The following is a 17,967-nucleotide window of genomic DNA, read 5'->3' as shown; positions in this document are numbered from 1 at the left end:
ATCAGGGACCCGTCGTCACGATGCTCCTCACAGATGTGGGGTCTGGCACAGCGGGTCGATCCGGACGAATCCGAGATGCGCATCATCTCGACGAAGGGCTGGTCATCATGACCGCCAGAATGCAGAACGACTGGCACCGCCACGGTCTCCGGTCGCCCGAGGACCTCGAAGCCCTCGTGGCCGAGCGCCTCGAAGGCACGGGCCACGCTTCCACCGCTACGGGTGACGCCCGTCGCGAGCCGTCCTACGCCGACTTCCTCGGCGAACAGATCTGACCCGTCCCGGTCCGCTGCTCTACGGCTTGTAGAGTCTGTGCATGCGGACAGGACGAACGACGGCAGCTTCCCTCGCGATCGTCATCGGTGGGGTGTTCGCGATCCTCGGGGTCCAGCCGGCATCGGCGCACTCGGCACTGACGAGCAGCACGCCCGCTGACGGCGCGGTCGTCACCGAGCCGCTCGACCGGGTCGACCTGACCTTCAGCGAGGCACCGCTCGCGGGTCTCGACGCTGGACTGCGGATCCAGGTCACCGACGCCGACGGCACCGACGTGTCGACGGGCGACGTGACCGTGTCCGGTATGACGATGGGCAAGGCCGTCGAGCTCGAGAACGGCGCGTACACGGTGCTCTGGCGGTACGTGTCGCCGGACGGACACCCGATCGACGGCTCGTACGGGTTCGAGTACCGGGCCGCGGTCGCGACACCGTCCGCGACGACTCCGCCGACGTCGGAACCGGTGTCTCCGTCTCCGACGTCGACCGCGACGGCCACCGGGGCCTCGGACGGTGCCCCTGACTCCGCGCCCGGGATCGCGCCCGGCGTCTGGGTCGCGCTTGGCGCCGGCACGGTCCTCGCCGCTGGTGCCGTCGTCGTGCTCCTCCTGCGCCGCGGCGGACGCGGTCGCGGCCGCGCGTAGCGCGCCCCGCTCACTTCGTGAGCAGCAATGGTCGGGTCGCCTTCCGGGACCCGACCATTCCTGCTCACCATGTGCTGCGCCCGCGACCCGGACACGCGCCGGACGGGAGGCCCGCCACCCGGCCGCCACGGGCCTCCCGTCCGACGCCGGCCGCGTTCACCCCGCTTCGTGAGCAGAAGAGGTCGGGTCCTGGAACGGGACCCGACTTCTTCTGCTCACCATGCGAAGGCGGCACGAGCGCGGCGGGCGCTACACGGCGGGCGCCTCCGCGAGCGCGGCGTCCGCCCGCTCCTCGCTGCCGGCGGCCAGGCCACGCGCGATCTTCCCGCGTGATGCCAGCCACAGCACGAGGGCGGCCACGAACACGATGACCTCGGTGACGGTGAGCGCCCAGATGATCCCGGCGAGCCCGAACCACACGTTGCCGACGATCACGATCGGGATGAACAGCACGCCCTGCGCCAGCGACAGCACCATCGCGGGCAGCACCATGCCGGTCGCCTGGAAGAGCGAGGTGAGCAGCCCCGTGAACCCGTTCACGATCGCGGCGACGAGCTGTGCCGTCAGGATCGTCAGGCCGATCGCGAGTACCGAGTGGTCACCGGAGAAGATCGTGAAGACCTGCTCGCGGAACGTGAACACCGCGCCGGAGAACACGAGGACGATCGCGCCGACCGTGACGGCGGCTCCGCGCAGGGCGGCCCGGAGCCGTGCGGCGTCGCCCTTGCCGAAGGCGTAGGCGAGCAGCGGCAGGACTCCGATCGTGACGCCCATCACCAGGAACTCCGGGACCTGCGCGATGCGGACCGCGACACCCATGGCGGCGAGCGGGTCGTCGCCGTAGGCGGCGGCGAGGTTGTTGAGCACGAGTGTGGTGACGATCAGGAAGGCCGACTGCAGCAGTTCGCCGACGCCGATGCCGAAGACGGGCTTCAGGACGTCGGCACGGAGGGTGAACCACTTCGGGGCGAAGCTGACGTTCTCGCTGTTCCGCTGCAGCCAGGTCACCCAGTAGGCGATCGACACGACGTTCGCGAGTCCGACGGCCAGCGCGGCACCACCGACACCCCAGTGCAGCACGAGGATGAAGAGCACGTCGAAGACCAGGTTGCCGACGGTCGACAGGACCAGACCGATCATCGCCTGGCGTGCGGCGCCCTCGGAGCGGACGATCTGCTCGAGCGCGAACGACGAGGCGAGCACCGGGACGAACGCGAGCATCACGGCGACGTACTCGCTCGTGGCGGGGACCGCTGCGGCGTCGGCGCCGAGCACCGCGACGAGCGGTCGCAGGAACGCGAGCCCGACGACGGCCAGGACCGCGCCGGTGACGACGGCACCCCACAGCGCGAACGAGGCGACGTGCTTGATGTCCTGGGCCTTGGCGGGGTCGTGCTCCGAGGCACCGAGCAGGCGCGACATCAGGGCGCTGCCGCCGACACCGAACACGCCGCCGACGGCCATGACGATGCCGAGCAGCGGGGTGCCGAAGGTGATCGCGGCGAGCAGCGACGTGTCGTGCTGCGCGCCGATGAAGCCGGCGTTGATGACGTTGTACAGGGCGCTGACGACCATCGCTGCGGCCATCGGCACGCACAGGTGCACGAGGGCCCGGGCGATCGGGGCGGCGGAGAGGTACCAGCGGTTCGTGGCCGCGGCGGTGTTCTCGGGGGTCGTGGTGGTCATGACTGCCTCCTTCTGGGCAGGGCGGAGGGCGCGACGGGATGTCGCCGCGTGCGGGGGCGGGGCCGGAAGGCCCGTGGCGCGTCGAGCGCGCCGGTGACGTCGGTCCCGGGGCGGCGCTACCGCGTCGGGGACGTTGCCGGGTCGGGGACGTTGCCGGGTCGGGGACGTTGCCGGGTCGGGGCGCTACCGCGTCGGCGGTGCGAGCTCCGCGGTCACCTTCTGCAGCAGACGCTGCAGGGTGGCCCGTTCGTCGGGGTCGAGTGGTGCGAGCAGGGTGTCGTCGAGGGCGACCATCGCGTCGGTGAAGCCGGCGATGAGGTCGGTGCCCGCCGGGGTGGCGTGCACGGTCTTCGTCCGGCCGTTCGTGGCGTCGGGGCGTCGTTCGACGAGGCCGCGCCGCTCGAGGCCCTGCAGGAGGCTCGAGACGCTGGCCGCGCTGGTCCGGGTGATCTCGGCGATGTCGCGTTGGATCGCCCCGGGGTTCTGCTGCAGGTACCCGAGCACGAAGCTCTGCTCGCGGGTGAGGTCCCGATCACGGACCCACTCGTCGGCCGCCTTGCGCTGTGCCCATCCGATCCACCGCATGAGTTCGAGCGGGGTGGTGAGGTCCGGTGCCTGCATGATCAGGACTCTAACTGTTTGATATCTAACTGTCAACGCGCGCGGGGTTTGCAAGGAATGCCCCCCGGACGGGTGTGCTGGTCCGTGTTCACGGGCGAGTAGATTGCACCCGTGCGGACTCACCACCCGCCTGTCGGTCCCGGTGCCGTTACCGGGAGTCACTCGAGGATCAGGACGTCACTGTGCACGATCACGACACCCACCCGCTCGACCGTCGGGTCGGCCCGACGCACGTCGAGCGGTTCCGGCTGACGCAGACCGCCGAGACCCTCGGCGTCGTCTGCACCTGCGCGATCGGCGTCGACCACGACAACACGATCCGGCCGGTGGGCGCAGAACCAGTCCGCTGAACGCTGTGCACACCGGCCGGTGCAGCGGGATACTGGGGTGGTGCGTGAACTCCAAGCCGCCATCGCCGCGGACCTCAACGTCCAGCCGACCATCGAGCCGGAGCAGGAGGTCGCCCGCCGTGTCGGGTTCCTCCGCGACTACCTGCTCACGACCGGCGCGAAGGGGTTCCTGCTCGCCATCAGCGGCGGCCAGGACTCCACGCTCGCCGGGCGCCTGACCCAGCTCGCCGTCGAGTCGCTCCGCGCCGAGGGGCACCCCGCCGAGTTCACGACCGTCCGCATGCCGTACCGCGTGCAGGCCGATGAGGAGGACGCCCAGCTCGCCCTGCAGTTCATCGCGGCCGACCCGGGCATCACCGTCAACATCGAGCACGGCGTCGACGGCGTCATGCAGGACACCGCTGCCTCCGGCGTCGAGCTGAGCGACTTCGTGAAGGGCAACGTCAAGGCCCGGATGCGCATGGTCGCCCAGTACGCCGTCGCCGGCCAGCGCGGGCTGCTCGTCGTCGGGACCGACCACGCGGCCGAGGCGGTGACCGGCTTCTTCACGAAGTACGGCGACGGCGGCGTCGACCTCACGCCGCTCACCGGCCTGTCGAAGAGCCAGGGGCGGCAGCTGCTCGAGCACCTCGGCGCCCCGGCCCGGCTGTACGAGAAGGCCCCCACCGCGGACCTGCTCGACGAGACGCCCGGCCAGACCGACGAGGCGAACCTCGGGCTGTCCTACGCCGAGATCGACGCCTACCTGCAGGGGCACGACGTGCCGCTCGAGGTCGCCGAGGCGATCGAGTCGCGGTACCGCGCGACCGAGCACAAGCGCCAGGTGCCGGCGACGCCCTTCGACGACTGGTGGCGTGCGGGCGCGTAGGCGCTGACGCGACCATCGACAGGAGGCGCGCTGCAGGTGATCCTGCAGCGCGCCTCCTGTCCGTCCGCGCGGTCTCCTAGGATGGGAGCCGACGGAACAACAGATGCGGAATCCAGGCTGTCGTCTGGTCCGGAGGGGGAGTCATGGAAGTCCTGTTCGCGCTCGGAGCCATCCCGCTGATCATCGTGGGGATCATCGTCCTCGCCGTGATCGCGCTGATCTACGCGAAGGTCGTGTACCGCAACGCCGGCGCCGACGAAGCGCTCATCATCACCGGCAAGCGCTCGCGCAAGGTCAAGAACGACGACGGCACCGAGACCGTCGAGTCCGGCATCAAGGTCGTCCTCGGCGCCGGCGTCCTGGTCCGGCCGTTCTTCGAGAAGGTCGCGAAGCTCTCGCTCAGCTCGCGAGCGATCGACATCAACGTCAATGCCCAGGACTCCCGCGGCGTGACGATCGACGTCGAGGCGGTCGCGCTCGTCAAGGTCGGCGAGACCGACGCCTCGATCCGGGCGGCCGCGCAGCGGTTCCTGGGGCAGGAGAAGAAGATCGACGACTTCGCGCGCGAGGTCCTGTCGGGTTCGCTCCGTGCGTCGATCGGTGCGACCGACGTGTCCACGATCATCCGCAACCGCGACCAGCTCACCGTCGCGGTGCTCGACGTGGCGAAGGACGCCCTGCACAGCCAGGGCCTCGACGTCGACTCCTTCGAGATCAAGGGCATCTCGGACCGCAATGAGTACATCAGCGACCTCGGTCGTGCCGAGCGCGCCCGCGTCCGGCTCGAGGCGGAGAACGCCGAGGCGCAGGCCGACCGCGAAGCGCGAGAGGCCCGTGCCACTGCGGACCAGGCCATCGCCGAAGCCGAGAACACCCTGGCGATCCGTCGTGCCGCGCTGCAGCTCGACGCCGACCGTGCGTCGGCCGAGGCCGCAGCCGCCGGGCCGCTCGCCCAGGCCCGTGCGGCGCAGGGCGTCGTCGAGCAGGAGCAGATCACCGCGCAGAAGCGCGCAGAACTGCGCCGTGCCGAGCTCGAGTCCGAGGTCTCCGCCGTCGCCGAGGCGCAGGCGCGCAAGACCCGTGTCGAGGCCGAAGCGGCCGCCGGTGCCCAGGTCGAGACCGCTCGTGCCCAGGCCGAGGCCCGTCGCATCTCGGCCGAGGCGATCGCCGCCGAGGCGAAGGCCGAGTCCGAGGCCCGCAAGCTGGCCGCCGATGCCTCCCGTGCCGAGGGTGAGGCAGCTGCCGACGCGATCCGTGCCAAGGGTCAGGCCGAGGCAGACGCCACCAAGGCCCAGGCCGACGCACTCGCGCAGCACTCCGAGGCCGTCCTGCGTGTCAAGGCCATCGAGACCCTGCCGAGCATCGCCCGCGAGCTCGCGGCGCCGATGGGCAACATCGACAAGCTGACCGTGGTGTCCTCCGACGGCGCCGGTGCCCTGTCGAAGAGCGTCGTGAGTCAGTTCAGCGAGGTCGACGCCCTGCTCGGGACGACCGCCGGGTTCACCCTGAGCGACATCGTCAAGAGCGCGACGACGGGACAGGCCGCAGCCCGGGCCGTCGTCCGCGAGCAGTCAACCGGCGTCGTGGAGCCGACCGAGTAGTCGTCAGCGTTACCCGGAGCGGGCGTGGCGAGGATCAGTCCTCGTCGCGCCCGTTCTGTTCGCGGCGCTCGCGCTGCTGTCCACCGGCGTCCTCGCGCTGGCCGCCGCTGCGCCGATCGGTGTCGCGCGGGTCCTCAGCGGCGGCGGCATCGCGCTGGTCGGCGAGCCGCTGTTGCCAGACGACGCTGCGGGCCGCGCCCTCGAGGACGTCGTCGACGCTGCGCCCGGTCTGCGCAGCGAGCGCGCCACTGAGCCCCGCCGTCAGGGTCCCGCCGGCCGACGCCAGCCGCTCGACCACCTGCTCCTGGCGTGGGGTGAGGGGTTCGTCGATCATCTCGTCGATGGTGTCGCGGATGTTCTGTTCGCTCGCGTCCAGTGCCGCCTCGTCACCGGAGCGCAGCGCTGCTGCTTCTCCGACGACGACGAGACCGAGGCGCGCTGCGTCGTCTTCGGGACGCGGAGTGCGGTGCTCATCAGTCATGCGGGGGACCGTACGCTCCGGGGTGCCGCGCTTGCTGGACAGTCGGGGTACCCGACGCCTGTTGCCCGTCGTCAGCGCGGTGCCGCGTCCCACCGGCGGAGCAACCACTCCGCCGCGGCGACCCCCTCGCGTCGTTGGAAGTCGCGGATGGTCGGCATGTTCGGCGGTGCCGGCGGCAGCGCGTGCTCGAAGAACAGTGCGGCGAGACCAGCGAGGACGGCGTCGACCGTCGCGGCGGGCAGGCCGGCGAACACCGGGTGGGTGGCGAGGTGGTGCTCGACGTCGCTGTCCTCGCCGCGGACGAGGGTGTCGACCAGGTAGGTCAGCGGGTCGAGCCAGTGCGCGCCGATGCTCGCCCACGGCCAGTCCACGACCCAGACGACCCCGGAACCGTCGACGAGCAGGTTGTCGGCACGGCAGTCGGCGTGCACGAGGTGTTCACCGTCGACGAGTGTCGCTGCTCGGTCGGCGGCTCGGGCGATCGCGGGTCCGGCGGTGAGGACGTGTGCCGGCACGACCTCGACCACCCGGTCGGCCAGGGTCGGGTCGCCGAGCATCCGGTCCCAGGCGCTGAACTCGTGGCGCAGGTCGTCGGCGATCCGGGGGAGGGCACGGAGATCCCCGGTCGCCGGCGGCAGGGTGTCCAGCGCGTCGAGCACCGCCGCGGTGTCCCTGCCGTCGAGTGCTGCCCCGGGGTGCTTGCCCTCGATGTCGTCGAGGACCAAGACGACCCATTCGTCGCCGTCGACGGTGGCGTCGAAGGCGTCCAGCAAGCGCGGCGCCTGCACCGTCGACGGCAGCTGCGCCACCACACGGGCTTCCCGGCGGTGCAGGTCGAAGGCGTCGGCGTTCCGCGATCGCGAGACCGTCTTGACGAACGCCCGTCGCCCCGTCGCCGTGACCACGCGGTCGGCACTCCCCGGCGACCACCCGGCCGCCTGGGACTCGGCGGTGGTCACCGTTCCGCCGAGGGTCTGCTCGACCCGTTCGCGCAGGATCGCCGGCACGTCCGTCCACGCAGTTCGCCCCATGCCCGACGACGCTACCTGAGAAGCCGTTCACCAACGTGCACGGATGGCAAGTTTGCGTTGGCGGCAAACGTGCTCGTGATGTAAAGTTGCAGCGTCTGCAAGGTTGACCCGCCGTTCGACGGCCCGCCACACACGCTCCGGCGTCCCTTGCCCGCACGACGACCACCACGTACCCCTGAAGGACCCCCATGTCTACTGCCACCGCACCCGTCGAGGTGTCGCGCGGACGACACGACTCCCCGGCCAGCACGCCGGGCAAGCCGATCATGTCGCACCGTCAGATCCTGCTCGTCATCTACGGCCTCATGGCCGGCATGTTCCTGTCGTCGCTCGACCAGACGATCGTCGGCACCGCGATCCGCACCATCGGCGACGACCTGCACGGCCTCGACCAGCAGGCCTGGGTCACGACCGCCTACCTGATCGCGTCGACCATCACGACGCCGATCTACGGCAAGCTCTCCGACGTCTTCGGCCGCCGGCCCCTTTACATCTTCGGCATCGCGGTCTTCATCCTCGGCTCGCTGCTCTCGACGATGTCGACCTCGATGATCATGCTCGCCGCGTTCCGCGCCTTCCAGGGCATCGGTGCCGGTGCGCTGATGTCGCTGCCGCTCGCGATCATGGGGGACATCCTCGCCCCGCGTGAGCGTGCCAAGTACCAGGGGTACTTCCTCGCCGTGTTCGGCATCTCGTCCGTCATCGGCCCACTCATCGGTGGTCTGTTCGCCGGCGCGAGCACGATCCTCGGCGTGACCGGCTGGCGCTGGGTCTTCCTGATCAACGTGCCGATCGGCGTCGCGGCGCTCCTGATGGTCATCGCCTTCCTGCACCTGCCGAAGTTCGGCGACGCCAAGGCGAAGCCGCGCATCGACTGGTGGGGTGCCACCTCGGTCATCGCGACCCTCGTCCCGCTCCTGCTCGTGGCCGAACAGGGCCGCACCTGGGGTTGGGGTTCGGCCGGCGCCATCGCCTGCTACGTGATCGGCGCGCTCGGACTCGTCGCCTTCCTGGTGATCGAGACCCTCATGAAGGACGACGCGATCATCCCGCTCAAGCTGTTCCGCTCGGGCACCTTCTCGATGGCCACGATCCTCGGCTTCCTGGTCGGCTTCGCGATGTTCGGCGCCATGCTGACGATCCCGCTGTACCTGCAGATCGTGACCGGCCTGACGCCCACCGAGTCCGGCTTCGCGACCCTGCCGATGATCGGCGGTCTGATGATCGCCTCGATCGCCTCCGGGCAGATCGTCGCCCGCACCGGTCGCTACCGGATCTTCCCGGTGATCGGCACGGCCCTGGTCTCGGTCGGCTACGTCGTCCTGACGTTCATGACGATCGACAAGCCGCTCTGGTTCCTGATGATCGGCATGTTCCTGATCGGCCTCGGCCTCGGACAGCTCATGCAGAGCATCACCCTGGCCTCGCAGAACTCCGTGCAGCCGCGTGACATGGGTGTGGCGACGTCGTCCGCCACGTTCTTCCGCCAGATCGGTGGAACGCTCGGTACGGCGGTCCTGCTGAGCGTCCTGTTCTCGATCATGCCGGCGAACATCCTGCACGCCACCGCGGACCAGAAGAACCTGTCGGGTGCGCTCGATGCCGCCCTGAACCCGACCGTCGCCACGGCGAAGGCGAACGCGGGCGTCATGGAGCAGATCTGGAACCCGATCGTCACCCCGGTGAAGTCGCAGGTGCAGTCGGGCCTCGACCAGGCCACGGCGCAGGTGACCACGGCCACGGCCGGAGCCCCGGAGGCCGTGCAGCAGCAGGCCCTGACCGCCGCAGCCGACAAGGCGCACGCCAGCGTGCAGGACGGCAAGCTCGTGGTCGACTGGTCGGACGCCGCGCAGCGCTCGTACTGGGTCGATGAGCTCGCTCCCGAGCTGTCGAAGCAGATCGACGAGGGGGCCGGTGACGGCAGCAGCTCGAGCAGCGAGACGAGCGACACGTCCTACCTCAACGGCGCGACCCCGGCCCTGACCAAGCCGGTCATGACCGGCTTCAACGCGTCGGCCGTCACGGTCTACTGGGTCGGCTTCGCCGTGATCCTGCTCGCGTTCGTCCTCAGCTGGTTCTTCAAGGCACCGCCGCTCCGCAAGAGCTCGGCCCTGCAGGAGCAGGCCGACCAGGCCGGGACCGCTGACGACCTCGAGGTGCAGGCCGTGAAGGCGGCCGACACGATGGGGTCGCCCACGGCGCCCGTCACCGGTTCGATCCCCGTCCAGCGGGACCGCGCGTAGGAGCGGCCACCGGGGCCTCCCGTCGCCAGACGGGAGGCCCCGGACCCGCACGAGGGGCAGCAGTGAGCACGATCGAATCCCACCCGGCGGGTGACAGCGGCCTGCGGGAGCGCAAGAAGCAACAGACCCGGCACGCGATCCACCAGGCTGCGCTGGCGCTGGTCATCGACCGCGGCCTGGCCGGTGTCACGGTCGAGGAGATCTGCGCCGACGCGGGGGTCTCGCCCCGCACCTTCTCCAACTACTTCCCGTCGAAGGGTGACGCGGCACTCGGGCTCCCCGACGGTTCGGTCCCCGAGGCTGCTCGGCAGGCGTTCCTGACCGCCGAGGGCCCGCTCGTGTCGGACCTGTGCGACCTCGTCGCCCGGACGGTGACGCTGCCCGCGGACCGCCGCCGCGTGAAGGAACTCGTGCAGGAGCGCCCGGAGATGGTGCCCGCGATGCTGCAGTGGATGGCGCGGGCCCGGCTCGCCGTGTTCGAGGTCGCCGCGGAGCGCACCGACGTCGACTCCGCGCGGACCGCGGTGACGCTCGTGATGGCGGCGCTCATCGAGTCGGCGCACCGCTTCGCCGACGGCTCGCGCGACGAGCTGGCGGACCGCCTCCGCGGCGTGGTGGCGGAGATGGGCCGGCTCGCCACCGCCTGACACGCGACCACGGCCTGGAGGCGCGGTACGGGTCCGACCCGCACCGCGCCTCCCGTCCGTGGTCCGGTCGCAAGCCGCGCAGCCATCCGACCACTTCGCGCTGTTCGAGACCAGAACGTGACGAAGAGTTCTCTTGACGCTGGAGACATCCGATGTTTTGATTGCCTCGTTCGGTCGACGGAGACCGGACGGCAGGAGACACGAATGAGCCGCATCACCGGTCTGCACGTGCGCGACATCCGCTTCCCGACCTCTCGGGAGCACGACGGATCCGACGCCATGAACCCCGCACCCGACTACTCGGCCGCCTACGTCGAGATCACGACCGACGCCCTGGACGGCCTCGTCGGCACCGGCTTCGTCTTCACCATCGGCCGCGGCAACGAGGTGCAGGAAGCCGCGATCGCCGCCCTGCGCGGCCACGTCGTCGGTGTCGACACCGAGGCGGTCCTGGCGGACATGGGCGGCACCTGGCGCGCGATGGTCCACGACTCGCAACTGCGGTGGCTCGGCCCGGAGAAGGGCGTCATGCACATGGCCATCGGCGCCGTCGTGAACGCACTCTGGGACCTCCGGGCGAAGCGCGCCGGACGGCCCCTCTGGGCCCTGCTCGCCGACCTGAGCCCCGAGGAGCTCGTCGACCTGGTCGACTTCCGGTACCTCACCGACGCCATCACCCCCGCCGAGGCGCTCGAGCTGTTCCGTGCCGCCGAGCCGCACCGTGCGACCCGTCGGGCTCGGCTCGAAACGCAGGGCTACCAGGCGTACACGACCACCCCGGGCTGGCTCGGCTACGACGACGAGAAGCTCGCCCGGCTCTGCCGCGAGGCCGTCGACGAGGGCTTCGAGCAGATCAAGCTCAAGGTCGGCGGCGACGTCGACGAGGACGTCCGCCGGATGGGCATCGCCCGCGCCACGGTCGGCCCCGACATCCGCATCGCGATCGACGCCAACCAGCGGTGGGACGTCGACGAAGCCGTCACCTGGATCGAGCGGCTCCGCCCCTTCGACATCGCCTGGGTCGAGGAGCCGACGAGCCCCGACGACATCCTCGCGCACGCCGAGATCGCCCGGCGCATCGCCCCGATCCCCGTCGCGACCGGTGAGCACATGGCCAACCGGGTGATCGCGAAGCAGCTCATCCAGGCGGGATCGATGTCGGTGCTGCAGATCGACGCGACCCGCGTCGCCGGGGTCAACGAGAACCTCGCGATCCTGCTCCTCGCCGCGAAGCACGGCGTCCGGGTCTGCCCGCACGCCGGCGGGGTCGGCCTGTGCGAGGCGGTGCAGCACCTGTCGATGTTCGACGCCGTCGCGCTGACCGGCGACCTCGACACCCGCTGCATCGAGTTCGTCGACCACCTGCACGAGCACTTCGTGACCCCGGTGGACGTCCACGACGGTCGCTACTGGCCGCCGACCGTCCCCGGAGCCGGCACCGAGATGCTCGCCGACTCCCTCGACGCCCACGCCTTCCCGGACGGCCCGGCCTGGGCCGTGGTCGACACCGAGACGGTCCCCGACGCGGTCCGCGTCGCCTGAGACGGCACGCAAGCGAGCCAGCAACCCACCCCACACACCCCATCACCACGACGAAGTGGAGACACCGATGCAACGACGACGACTCACCGCGGGGCTCGCGGCAGCAGCAGCTGCCGCCCTCGTGCTCACCGGCTGCTCGTCCGGCAGCACCGCCAGCGACGGCCAGTCCGAGGACGCCCTGACCTGGGCCATGTGGATCGCCGGGAAGGAGGACAAGGCCGCCTGGCAGAAGGTCGCGGACACCGTCAAGACCGACGACGAGGTCGACGTCACGATCCAGGGCTCACCCTTCAACGACTACTGGACGAAGCTCCGCACGCAGCTCTCGACCGGCACCGCGCCGTGCATCGTGAGCATCCAGTCGCTCCGTGCTGCGAACTACACGGACGTCCTCGTGCCGATCGACGACATGGCGGAGAAGGCGAACCTCGACCTGAGCGAGTACGACCAGACCGGGCTCGACGGCATGAAGGTCGACGGCAAGCTCTACGGTCTGCCCTACGACACCGGCCCCATGGTCATGTTCTACAACAAGGACATCTTCGAGAAGGCCGGCGTCGCCGAGCCGAAGCCCGGCTGGACGGTCGACGAGTTCGAGGCCGCCGCGAAGGACCTCAAGGCGGCCGGCACCCCGATCTGGGGCACGAGCGTCGAGGACATCCCGCTCGAGTCGATGATCCTCGGCTACAACGGCGGCCGCGTGATCGACGCCGACGGCACGCTCGACGCGTCGAACCCGGAGTTCGCCGAGGGGCTCGACTGGATCGGCGGCCTGGTCAAGGACGGCTACGCCACCCAGGCCAGCACCGACGGCTCCACCGACGACAACGCGTTCGTGTCCGGCGACGTCGCGATGTACAGCGACGGCCCGTGGTCGATCATCAGCCAGAAGGCCAAGGTGAAGTTCGACCTCGGCATCACCACGATCCCCTCCGGCACGGACGGGCCCAGCTCGTTCGCGGCCGGGTCGGGCTTCGGCATCTCGAAGCAGTGCAAGTACCCCGAGCAGGCGTTCAAGGCCATCAGCACGATGACGAACGAGGCCACGCTCACCTCGCTCGCCGAGCAGGGCCGCGCCTTCCCGGCACGCACCGCGGCGCAGCAGGCCTGGTACGACAACGCCGGCATCGACGGGGTCGAGGACGCGCTGAAGACCGGACTCGACGACGCCACGCCCCTGCCGGGCAACAAGCAGAGCGACCAGCTGAACCAGCTCTTCGCGCAGTACGCGCTGCAGGCGGTGAACGGACAGACCTCCGGCAAGGAGACGATGTCGTCCATCGCGAGCCAGCTCGGCTCGCAGTGACGGGCGTCACCCCCTGACGGACGGGAGGCGCGGGTCGAGCCCGCCCCGCGCCTCCCGTCCGCCCCATCCGAAGTGCAGGACCGCGCGAACGACGAGGAGGTCGTCGCATGACCACCATCCAGGACCCACCCGCCGAAGCGGCGGTCGCCGCTCCGCCGGTCGCGGTCGCGACCGGCGGCACACCCCGCCGGAAGACCGGCGGCGCCGACGCCGAACTCGGCCGCCGCTCGTGGTGGGGCGCCGCCTTCGCCGCACCGCACTCGATCGGACTCGTCGTGTTCACGGCGTTCCCGATCCTCGCGTCGCTCGTCGTGAGCTTCATGAACTGGCCGATGCTCGGCGAACGGTCGTGGGCCGGGCTGTCGAACTACACGCAGCTCTTCTCGGACCCGATCTTCCGGACGGTCACGCTCAACACGGTGCTGTTCGTCGTGCTCTACGTGCCGCTCAACCTCGTGGTCTCGCTCGGCCTCGCCGCGTGGTTGACACCGAAGATCCGGCACCGCCACGTGTTCCGGGTGCTGTTCTTCATCCCGACCATCACGCCGATCGTCGCGAACGTCGTCGTCTGGCGGATGCTCTACCAGCCCGGTGGCGCCATCGACGCGACCCTGCAGTCGACCGTCGGCGTGAACGCACCGAACTTCCTCGCCGACGACAACTGGGCCATGCTCGCCGTCGTCGCGATGAGCGTCTGGCAGGGCTTCGGCTACAACATGCTGATCTTCTCGGCGGCACTCGACTCGGTGCCCGAGAACCAACTCGAAGCGGCACAGCTCGACGGTGCCAACGCCTGGCAGATGTTCTGGCGGATCAAGTTCCCGCTCATCTCGCCGTCCATCTTCTTCGCCACGATGATGACCCTGATCACGTCGTTCCAGGTGTTCGTCCAACCGTTCGTGCTGACGAAGGGCGGACCGGGCACCTCGACCGAGACCCTCGTGCAGTACATCTACAACACGGGGTTCCAGACGCAGCAGCTCGGACTGGCATCGGCCGGCGCCTGGGTGCTGTTCGTCATCATCCTCGGCATCACGGCCATCCAGTTCCTCGGACAGAAGCGGTGGGTGCACTATGACTGAACTGACCTCGTCCAACCGGACGATCAACCCGCGGGCGCTGCCCCGCACGCACCGCCAGTCCGGCCGGGTGCGGCACGCCGTCGGCTACGTGCTGCTCTGCCTGGTGGCCCTGCTGTTCGTCTCGCCGCTCATCTACATGGTGGCGACGAGCCTGAAGCCCTCGGCGGACGTGTTCACGACGCCGCCGACCCTGTGGGGTTCATCGATCGAGTGGGGCAACTACGCGCAGGCGTTCACGTACCTGCCCTTCGCCCGCTTCATCCTCAACGGGATCTTCGTCGCCGCTGCCGGCACCGCGATCAACGTCGCCGTCGCGGTGCTGTCCGGGTACGCGTTCTCACGGCTGCGGTGGCGCGGACGGAACACGGTCTTCGTCCTGTTCCTCGCGACGCTGATGATCCCGCAGGACGTCCTCGTCATCCCGATGTACGTGATGATGCAGGGCTTCGGCTGGGTCGACACGTTCCAGGCGCTCATCATCCCGTGGGCGTTCACGGCCCTCGGCGCGTTCCTGGTGCGGCAGTTCTTCCTGACCGTGCCGCAGGAACTCGACGACGCCGCCCGGGTCGACGGCGCCGGTGCCATCCGGACCTTCTTCTCGGTGATGCTCCCGCTCGCCCGGCCGACGATGGCCGTCCTCGCGGTGTTCTCGTTCATCTCGTACTGGAACTCGTTCCTCTGGCCGCTCGTCATCGTCAACGACGTCGAGGCCCGGGGCACCATCCCGCTCGGCCTGCAGCAGTTCTTCGGGCAGCAGGGCTCCGAGTGGAACCTCGTGATGGCGGCGTCGGTGATCTCGATGCTGCCCACCGTGATCCTGCTCGTCCTGCTGCAGAAGCACCTCGTCAAGGGCATCGTCACCAGCGGCCTCGGCGGCCGGTGACACCCCTCCCCCCCCCCTCTGAAAGGAACACTGGCCTCATGACCATCACCGCACCTGCAGAGCCGCAGACCGCGACCGACGCCGCCGAGTTCCCCGCGTGGTTCACCCACGACCGGTTCGGCATGTTCATCCACTGGGGGCTCTACGCCCTGCCGGCACGGCACGAGTGGGTGAAGAACCGCGAACGGATCACCGACGCCGACTACCAGAAGTACTTCGACCACTTCGACCCCGACCTGTTCGACGCCGCCGACTGGGCCCGCCGTGCTCGCGAGGCCGGCATGAAGTACGTCGTGCTCACCACGAAGCACCACGAGGGCTTCTGCCTCTGGGACAGCAAGCTCACCGACTACAAGTCCACGAACACCCCCTTCGGCCGCGACATCGTGCGCGAGTTCGTCGACGCCGTCCGGGCCGAGGGGCTGCGGGTCGGTTTCTACCACTCGCTCATCGACTGGCACCACCCCGACTTCACCGTGGACGGCGTGCACCCCCGGCGCGACGACTCGCCCGAGGAGATCGAGGCGTTCGACCGGGGCCGCGACATGTCGCGCTACCGGGAGTACCTGCACGGTCAGGTCGAGGAGCTGCTCACCGACTACGGGCAGGTCGACTACCTGTTCTACGACTTCTCGTACCGGGACAACGACCACGAGGACATCTGGGGCGGCAAGGGTCGGGACGACTGGGGCTCCGAGGAGCTCATGGCCCTGACGAAGCGCCTGCAGCCCGGCATCATCGTGAACGACCGGCTCGACATCCCCGGCGACCTGGTCACCCCGGAGCAGTACCAGCCGGACAAGCCGATGGAGGTCGACGGTGCTCCGGTGCCGTGGGAGGCCTGCCAGACACTCAACGGTTCGTGGGGCTACGACCGCGACAACGTGAACCTCAAGCCGGTCGACCTGCTCGTCCGCATGCTCGTCGACGGCGTCTCGAACAACGGGAACATGCTGCTCAACATCGGCCCCACCGGCCGGGGCGAGTTCGACGGGGTCTCCCGCCAGACCCTCGACGGCATCGGCACGTGGATGCACCAGCACGCCCGGTCCGTCTACGGCGCCGGGCCGTCGTCCTTCGTCGCGCCGCGCAACACCGTGTACACGCAGAACGGCAACCGCCTGTACCTGCACCTGTTCGCGTGGCCGTTCGAGCACGTGCACCTGCCCGACCTGGCCGGCAAGGTGGCGTACGCGCAGCTGTTGAACGACGCGTCGGAGCTGCACTTCCGCGAGATCCCGCCGGGGACCCGCGCGCAGAACACCGGGCTCGGCGGGCAGCCGGACGGGACACTGACGCTCACGCTGCCGATCGTGCGGCCGGACGTCGCCGTGCCGGTGGTCGAACTGTTCCTGCGCGACTGATGCAGCGCATCCTGTCGAGGACCCGACTGCGGGCGGGGAACGAGACCGCGTACGACGCCGTGCACGCCTCGGTCCCGCCCGCGCTCGCGGCCCGGCTGCGCGAGGCCGGCGTGCACGACTGGACGGTGTGGCGCGACGGGCTGGACCTGGTCCACCTGATCGAGGTCGAGGACTACCGCGCGATGCGTCGGGCGCTCGCCGACGACCCGGTCAACGCTGCGTGGCAGGAGACGATCAACCCGCTGCTCGAGGCGGACGACGACTACTCGGGGAACGACGACGGGATCCCGCGGGTCTGGTCGCTCGCCGGCCAGGTGGACGCATGACGGAGCTCGACCTCGACCGGGGACCGTTCTGGTTCGGCGGCGCCGGCATCGGCAACCTGTTGCGCGCGGTGTCCGACGACGACGCCCGCGCCACGGTCGACGCCGCGTGGGACGCCGGCGTGCGCGGGTTCGACACCGCACCGCACTACGGCCTCGGGCTGTCCGAACGACGGCTCGGGGCGGCGCTCGCCGACCGCCCGCGTGACTCGTTCCTGGTGTCGACGAAGGTCGGGCGGCTGCTCGTGCCCGGTCGCGGCGACGGGGACGACCTGGCGTCCGGCGGGTTCGCGGTGCCGAACGACACCGTGCGGCAGTGGGATCCGTCGCCGTCGGGCGTGCGGCGGTCGTTGGACGAGTCGCTCGGACGCCTCGGACTCGACCACGTCGACGTCGCGTACCTGCACGACCCCGACGTCTACTCGCTCGAGGACGGCCTGACACAGGCACTGCCGACGCTCGCCGAGCTGCGGGACGAGGGTGTCGTCCGGGCCGTCGGTGTCGGGTCGAACTCGGTCGATGCCCTCGACGCCGCGGTGTCCACCGGGCTGTGCGACGTCATCATGCTCGCGGGGCGGTACACGCTCCTGGAACAACCCGCGGCGGAGCTCGTCGCCCGGTGCGCCTCGCTCGGTGTCGCGGTCGTCGCGGTCGGGGTCTACAACTCGGGCCTGCTCGGGCGGGACCGGCCGGACGCCACGGCGACGTACGACTACGCGGCTGCTCCGGCCGAGCTCGTCGCGCGGGCGAACGCCATCGCCGACGTGTGCGAGCGGCACGGGGTCACGTTGCCCGAGGCCGCGCTGGCGTTCCCGCGCCGAGCGGCTGCGGTCGCCGCGATCGCGCTCGGCGCTCAGTCCGCGGAGCAGGTGCGCTCGAACGTGGAGCGGGCCGCCGCCGTCGTCCCGGAGTCCCTGTGGGAGGACCTGCGCGCCGCGGGCCTGCTCAGCGTCTGATCCCCGCACGACGAAAGTCACCCCGAACCGCACGGATGCGCGGTTCGGGGTGACTTCGGTCGTG

18 protein-coding genes are annotated in these 17,967 nt (G+C 70.1%); 14 read left to right on the top strand and 4 right to left on the bottom strand.

Annotation, left to right across the window (positions count from 1 at the left end; all coding sequences use genetic code 11):
- Positions 1–107: 107 nt before the first annotated feature.
- A complete protein-coding gene (locus ACXKZB_RS16705; protein WP_185021300.1) occupies positions 108–275 on the top strand; it encodes a hypothetical protein in 168 nt (55 codons plus the stop codon).
- 41 nt (positions 276–316) lie between these two features.
- On the top strand, positions 317–919 hold the full coding sequence (locus ACXKZB_RS16700) for a copper resistance CopC family protein (protein WP_488823904.1): 603 nt from the start codon (positions 317–319) through the stop codon (positions 917–919).
- A gap of 249 nt (positions 920–1,168) precedes the next feature.
- Here the strand turns inward: ACXKZB_RS16700 and ACXKZB_RS16695 are convergent, their stop codons facing one another.
- Together ACXKZB_RS16695 and ACXKZB_RS16690 are read right to left on the bottom strand one after the other, a co-directional pair.
- The gene (locus tag ACXKZB_RS16695) at positions 1,169–2,605 is read right to left on the bottom strand and encodes an MATE family efflux transporter (protein ID WP_488823903.1); all 1,437 of its coding nucleotides are present in this window, start codon (positions 2,603–2,605) and stop codon (positions 1,169–1,171) included.
- A 183-nt stretch (positions 2,606–2,788) separates the two neighbouring features.
- On the bottom strand, positions 2,789–3,226 hold the full coding sequence (locus ACXKZB_RS16690; RefSeq protein ID WP_123312049.1) for a MarR family winged helix-turn-helix transcriptional regulator: 438 nt from the start codon (positions 3,224–3,226) through the stop codon (positions 2,789–2,791).
- A 182-nt stretch (positions 3,227–3,408) separates the two neighbouring features.
- Between ACXKZB_RS16690 and ACXKZB_RS16685 the strand changes: the two genes are divergently transcribed.
- From ACXKZB_RS16685 to ACXKZB_RS16675, 3 genes are all read left to right on the top strand, one after another.
- The gene (locus tag ACXKZB_RS16685; RefSeq protein ID WP_488823902.1) at positions 3,409–3,576 is read left to right on the top strand and encodes a hypothetical protein; all 168 of its coding nucleotides are present in this window, start codon (positions 3,409–3,411) and stop codon (positions 3,574–3,576) included.
- 40 nt (positions 3,577–3,616) lie between these two features.
- Positions 3,617–4,444, top strand: a complete 828-nt coding sequence (nadE, locus tag ACXKZB_RS16680) for an NAD(+) synthase (RefSeq protein ID WP_396289361.1) — start codon at positions 3,617–3,619, stop codon at positions 4,442–4,444.
- A 143-nt stretch (positions 4,445–4,587) separates the two neighbouring features.
- Positions 4,588–6,045 carry a flotillin family protein gene (locus ACXKZB_RS16675; RefSeq protein WP_488823901.1) on the top strand — a complete coding sequence of 486 codons (1,458 nt, stop codon included), beginning with the start codon at positions 4,588–4,590 and terminating at the stop codon, positions 6,043–6,045.
- A 34-nt stretch (positions 6,046–6,079) separates the two neighbouring features.
- Here ACXKZB_RS16675 and ACXKZB_RS16670 read toward each other — a convergent pair whose 3' ends face one another.
- Both ACXKZB_RS16670 and ACXKZB_RS16665 read right to left on the bottom strand, forming a co-directional pair.
- Positions 6,080–6,526 (bottom strand): hypothetical protein, encoded by a 447-nt coding sequence (locus ACXKZB_RS16670; RefSeq protein ID WP_488823900.1) that lies wholly within the window; start codon positions 6,524–6,526, stop codon positions 6,080–6,082.
- A 71-nt stretch (positions 6,527–6,597) separates the two neighbouring features.
- The gene (locus ACXKZB_RS16665; protein WP_488823899.1) at positions 6,598–7,557 is read right to left on the bottom strand and encodes an aminoglycoside phosphotransferase family protein; all 960 of its coding nucleotides are present in this window, start codon (positions 7,555–7,557) and stop codon (positions 6,598–6,600) included.
- 188 nt (positions 7,558–7,745) lie between these two features.
- Here ACXKZB_RS16665 and ACXKZB_RS16660 point away from each other — a divergent pair, with 188 nt between their 5' ends.
- The 9 genes from ACXKZB_RS16660 (at position 7,746) to ACXKZB_RS16620 (ending at position 17,903) form a co-directional block, all read left to right on the top strand.
- Entirely contained in the window at positions 7,746–9,800 is a 2,055-nt protein-coding gene (locus ACXKZB_RS16660) for an MDR family MFS transporter (RefSeq protein ID WP_488823898.1), read from the top strand.
- A gap of 62 nt (positions 9,801–9,862) precedes the next feature.
- Complete coding sequence (locus ACXKZB_RS16655; RefSeq protein WP_488823897.1) at positions 9,863–10,447, top strand: TetR/AcrR family transcriptional regulator; 585 nt, start codon at positions 9,863–9,865, stop codon at positions 10,445–10,447.
- 204 nt (positions 10,448–10,651) lie between these two features.
- Complete coding sequence (locus ACXKZB_RS16650; RefSeq protein ID WP_488823896.1) at positions 10,652–11,989, top strand: enolase C-terminal domain-like protein; 1,338 nt, start codon at positions 10,652–10,654, stop codon at positions 11,987–11,989.
- Between the two features lie 67 nt (positions 11,990–12,056).
- Entirely contained in the window at positions 12,057–13,295 is a 1,239-nt protein-coding gene (locus tag ACXKZB_RS16645) for an ABC transporter substrate-binding protein (protein WP_488823895.1), read from the top strand.
- A 107-nt stretch (positions 13,296–13,402) separates the two neighbouring features.
- Positions 13,403–14,377: a carbohydrate ABC transporter permease gene (locus ACXKZB_RS16640; protein WP_123312065.1), complete on the top strand. Its 975-nt coding sequence runs from the start codon at positions 13,403–13,405 to the stop codon at positions 14,375–14,377.
- Entirely contained in the window at positions 14,370–15,260 is an 891-nt protein-coding gene (locus ACXKZB_RS16635; RefSeq protein WP_123312067.1) for a carbohydrate ABC transporter permease, read from the top strand. Before ACXKZB_RS16640 ends, ACXKZB_RS16635 begins: the two co-directional genes overlap by 8 nt.
- Before the next feature lie 38 nt (positions 15,261–15,298).
- Complete coding sequence (locus ACXKZB_RS16630; RefSeq protein WP_488823894.1) at positions 15,299–16,624, top strand: alpha-L-fucosidase; 1,326 nt, start codon at positions 15,299–15,301, stop codon at positions 16,622–16,624.
- A complete protein-coding gene (locus tag ACXKZB_RS16625) occupies positions 16,624–16,950 on the top strand; it encodes an L-rhamnose mutarotase (protein ID WP_488823893.1) in 327 nt (108 codons plus the stop codon). Before ACXKZB_RS16630 ends, ACXKZB_RS16625 begins: the two co-directional genes overlap by 1 nt.
- Positions 16,947–17,903 (top strand): aldo/keto reductase, encoded by a 957-nt coding sequence (locus tag ACXKZB_RS16620; protein WP_488823892.1) that lies wholly within the window; start codon positions 16,947–16,949, stop codon positions 17,901–17,903. The genes ACXKZB_RS16625 and ACXKZB_RS16620 overlap by 4 nt, the downstream gene beginning before the upstream one ends.
- The last annotated feature ends 64 nt before the right edge of the window (positions 17,904–17,967 follow it).

This window comes from Curtobacterium sp. ABR8 (assembly GCF_057812125.1).
This window is presented reverse-complemented; position numbering and strand designations above follow the sequence as displayed.

Excerpts from the sequence above, each read along its gene's own strand:
- ACXKZB_RS16705 (WP_185021300.1), top strand. The coding sequence starts at position 108 with ATGACCGCCAGAATGCAGAACGACTGGCACCGCCACGGTCTCCGGTCG.
- ACXKZB_RS16700 (WP_488823904.1), top strand. The coding sequence starts at position 317 with ATGCGGACAGGACGAACGACGGCAGCTTCCCTCGCGATCGTCATCGGT.
- ACXKZB_RS16695 (WP_488823903.1), bottom strand. The coding sequence starts at position 2,605 with ATGACCACCACGACCCCCGAGAACACCGCCGCGGCCACGAACCGCTGG.
- ACXKZB_RS16690 (WP_123312049.1), bottom strand. The coding sequence starts at position 3,226 with ATGCAGGCACCGGACCTCACCACCCCGCTCGAACTCATGCGGTGGATC.
- ACXKZB_RS16675 (WP_488823901.1), top strand. The coding sequence starts at position 4,588 with ATGGAAGTCCTGTTCGCGCTCGGAGCCATCCCGCTGATCATCGTGGGG.
- ACXKZB_RS16670 (WP_488823900.1), bottom strand. The coding sequence starts at position 6,526 with ATGACTGATGAGCACCGCACTCCGCGTCCCGAAGACGACGCAGCGCGC.
- ACXKZB_RS16665 (WP_488823899.1), bottom strand. The coding sequence starts at position 7,557 with ATGGGGCGAACTGCGTGGACGGACGTGCCGGCGATCCTGCGCGAACGG.
- ACXKZB_RS16660 (WP_488823898.1), top strand. The coding sequence starts at position 7,746 with ATGTCTACTGCCACCGCACCCGTCGAGGTGTCGCGCGGACGACACGAC.
- ACXKZB_RS16650 (WP_488823896.1), top strand. The coding sequence starts at position 10,652 with ATGAGCCGCATCACCGGTCTGCACGTGCGCGACATCCGCTTCCCGACC.
- ACXKZB_RS16645 (WP_488823895.1), top strand. The coding sequence starts at position 12,057 with ATGCAACGACGACGACTCACCGCGGGGCTCGCGGCAGCAGCAGCTGCC.
- ACXKZB_RS16640 (WP_123312065.1), top strand. The coding sequence starts at position 13,403 with ATGACCACCATCCAGGACCCACCCGCCGAAGCGGCGGTCGCCGCTCCG.
- ACXKZB_RS16635 (WP_123312067.1), top strand. The coding sequence starts at position 14,370 with ATGACTGAACTGACCTCGTCCAACCGGACGATCAACCCGCGGGCGCTG.
- ACXKZB_RS16630 (WP_488823894.1), top strand. The coding sequence starts at position 15,299 with ATGACCATCACCGCACCTGCAGAGCCGCAGACCGCGACCGACGCCGCC.
- ACXKZB_RS16625 (WP_488823893.1), top strand. The coding sequence starts at position 16,624 with ATGCAGCGCATCCTGTCGAGGACCCGACTGCGGGCGGGGAACGAGACC.
- ACXKZB_RS16620 (WP_488823892.1), top strand. The coding sequence starts at position 16,947 with ATGACGGAGCTCGACCTCGACCGGGGACCGTTCTGGTTCGGCGGCGCC.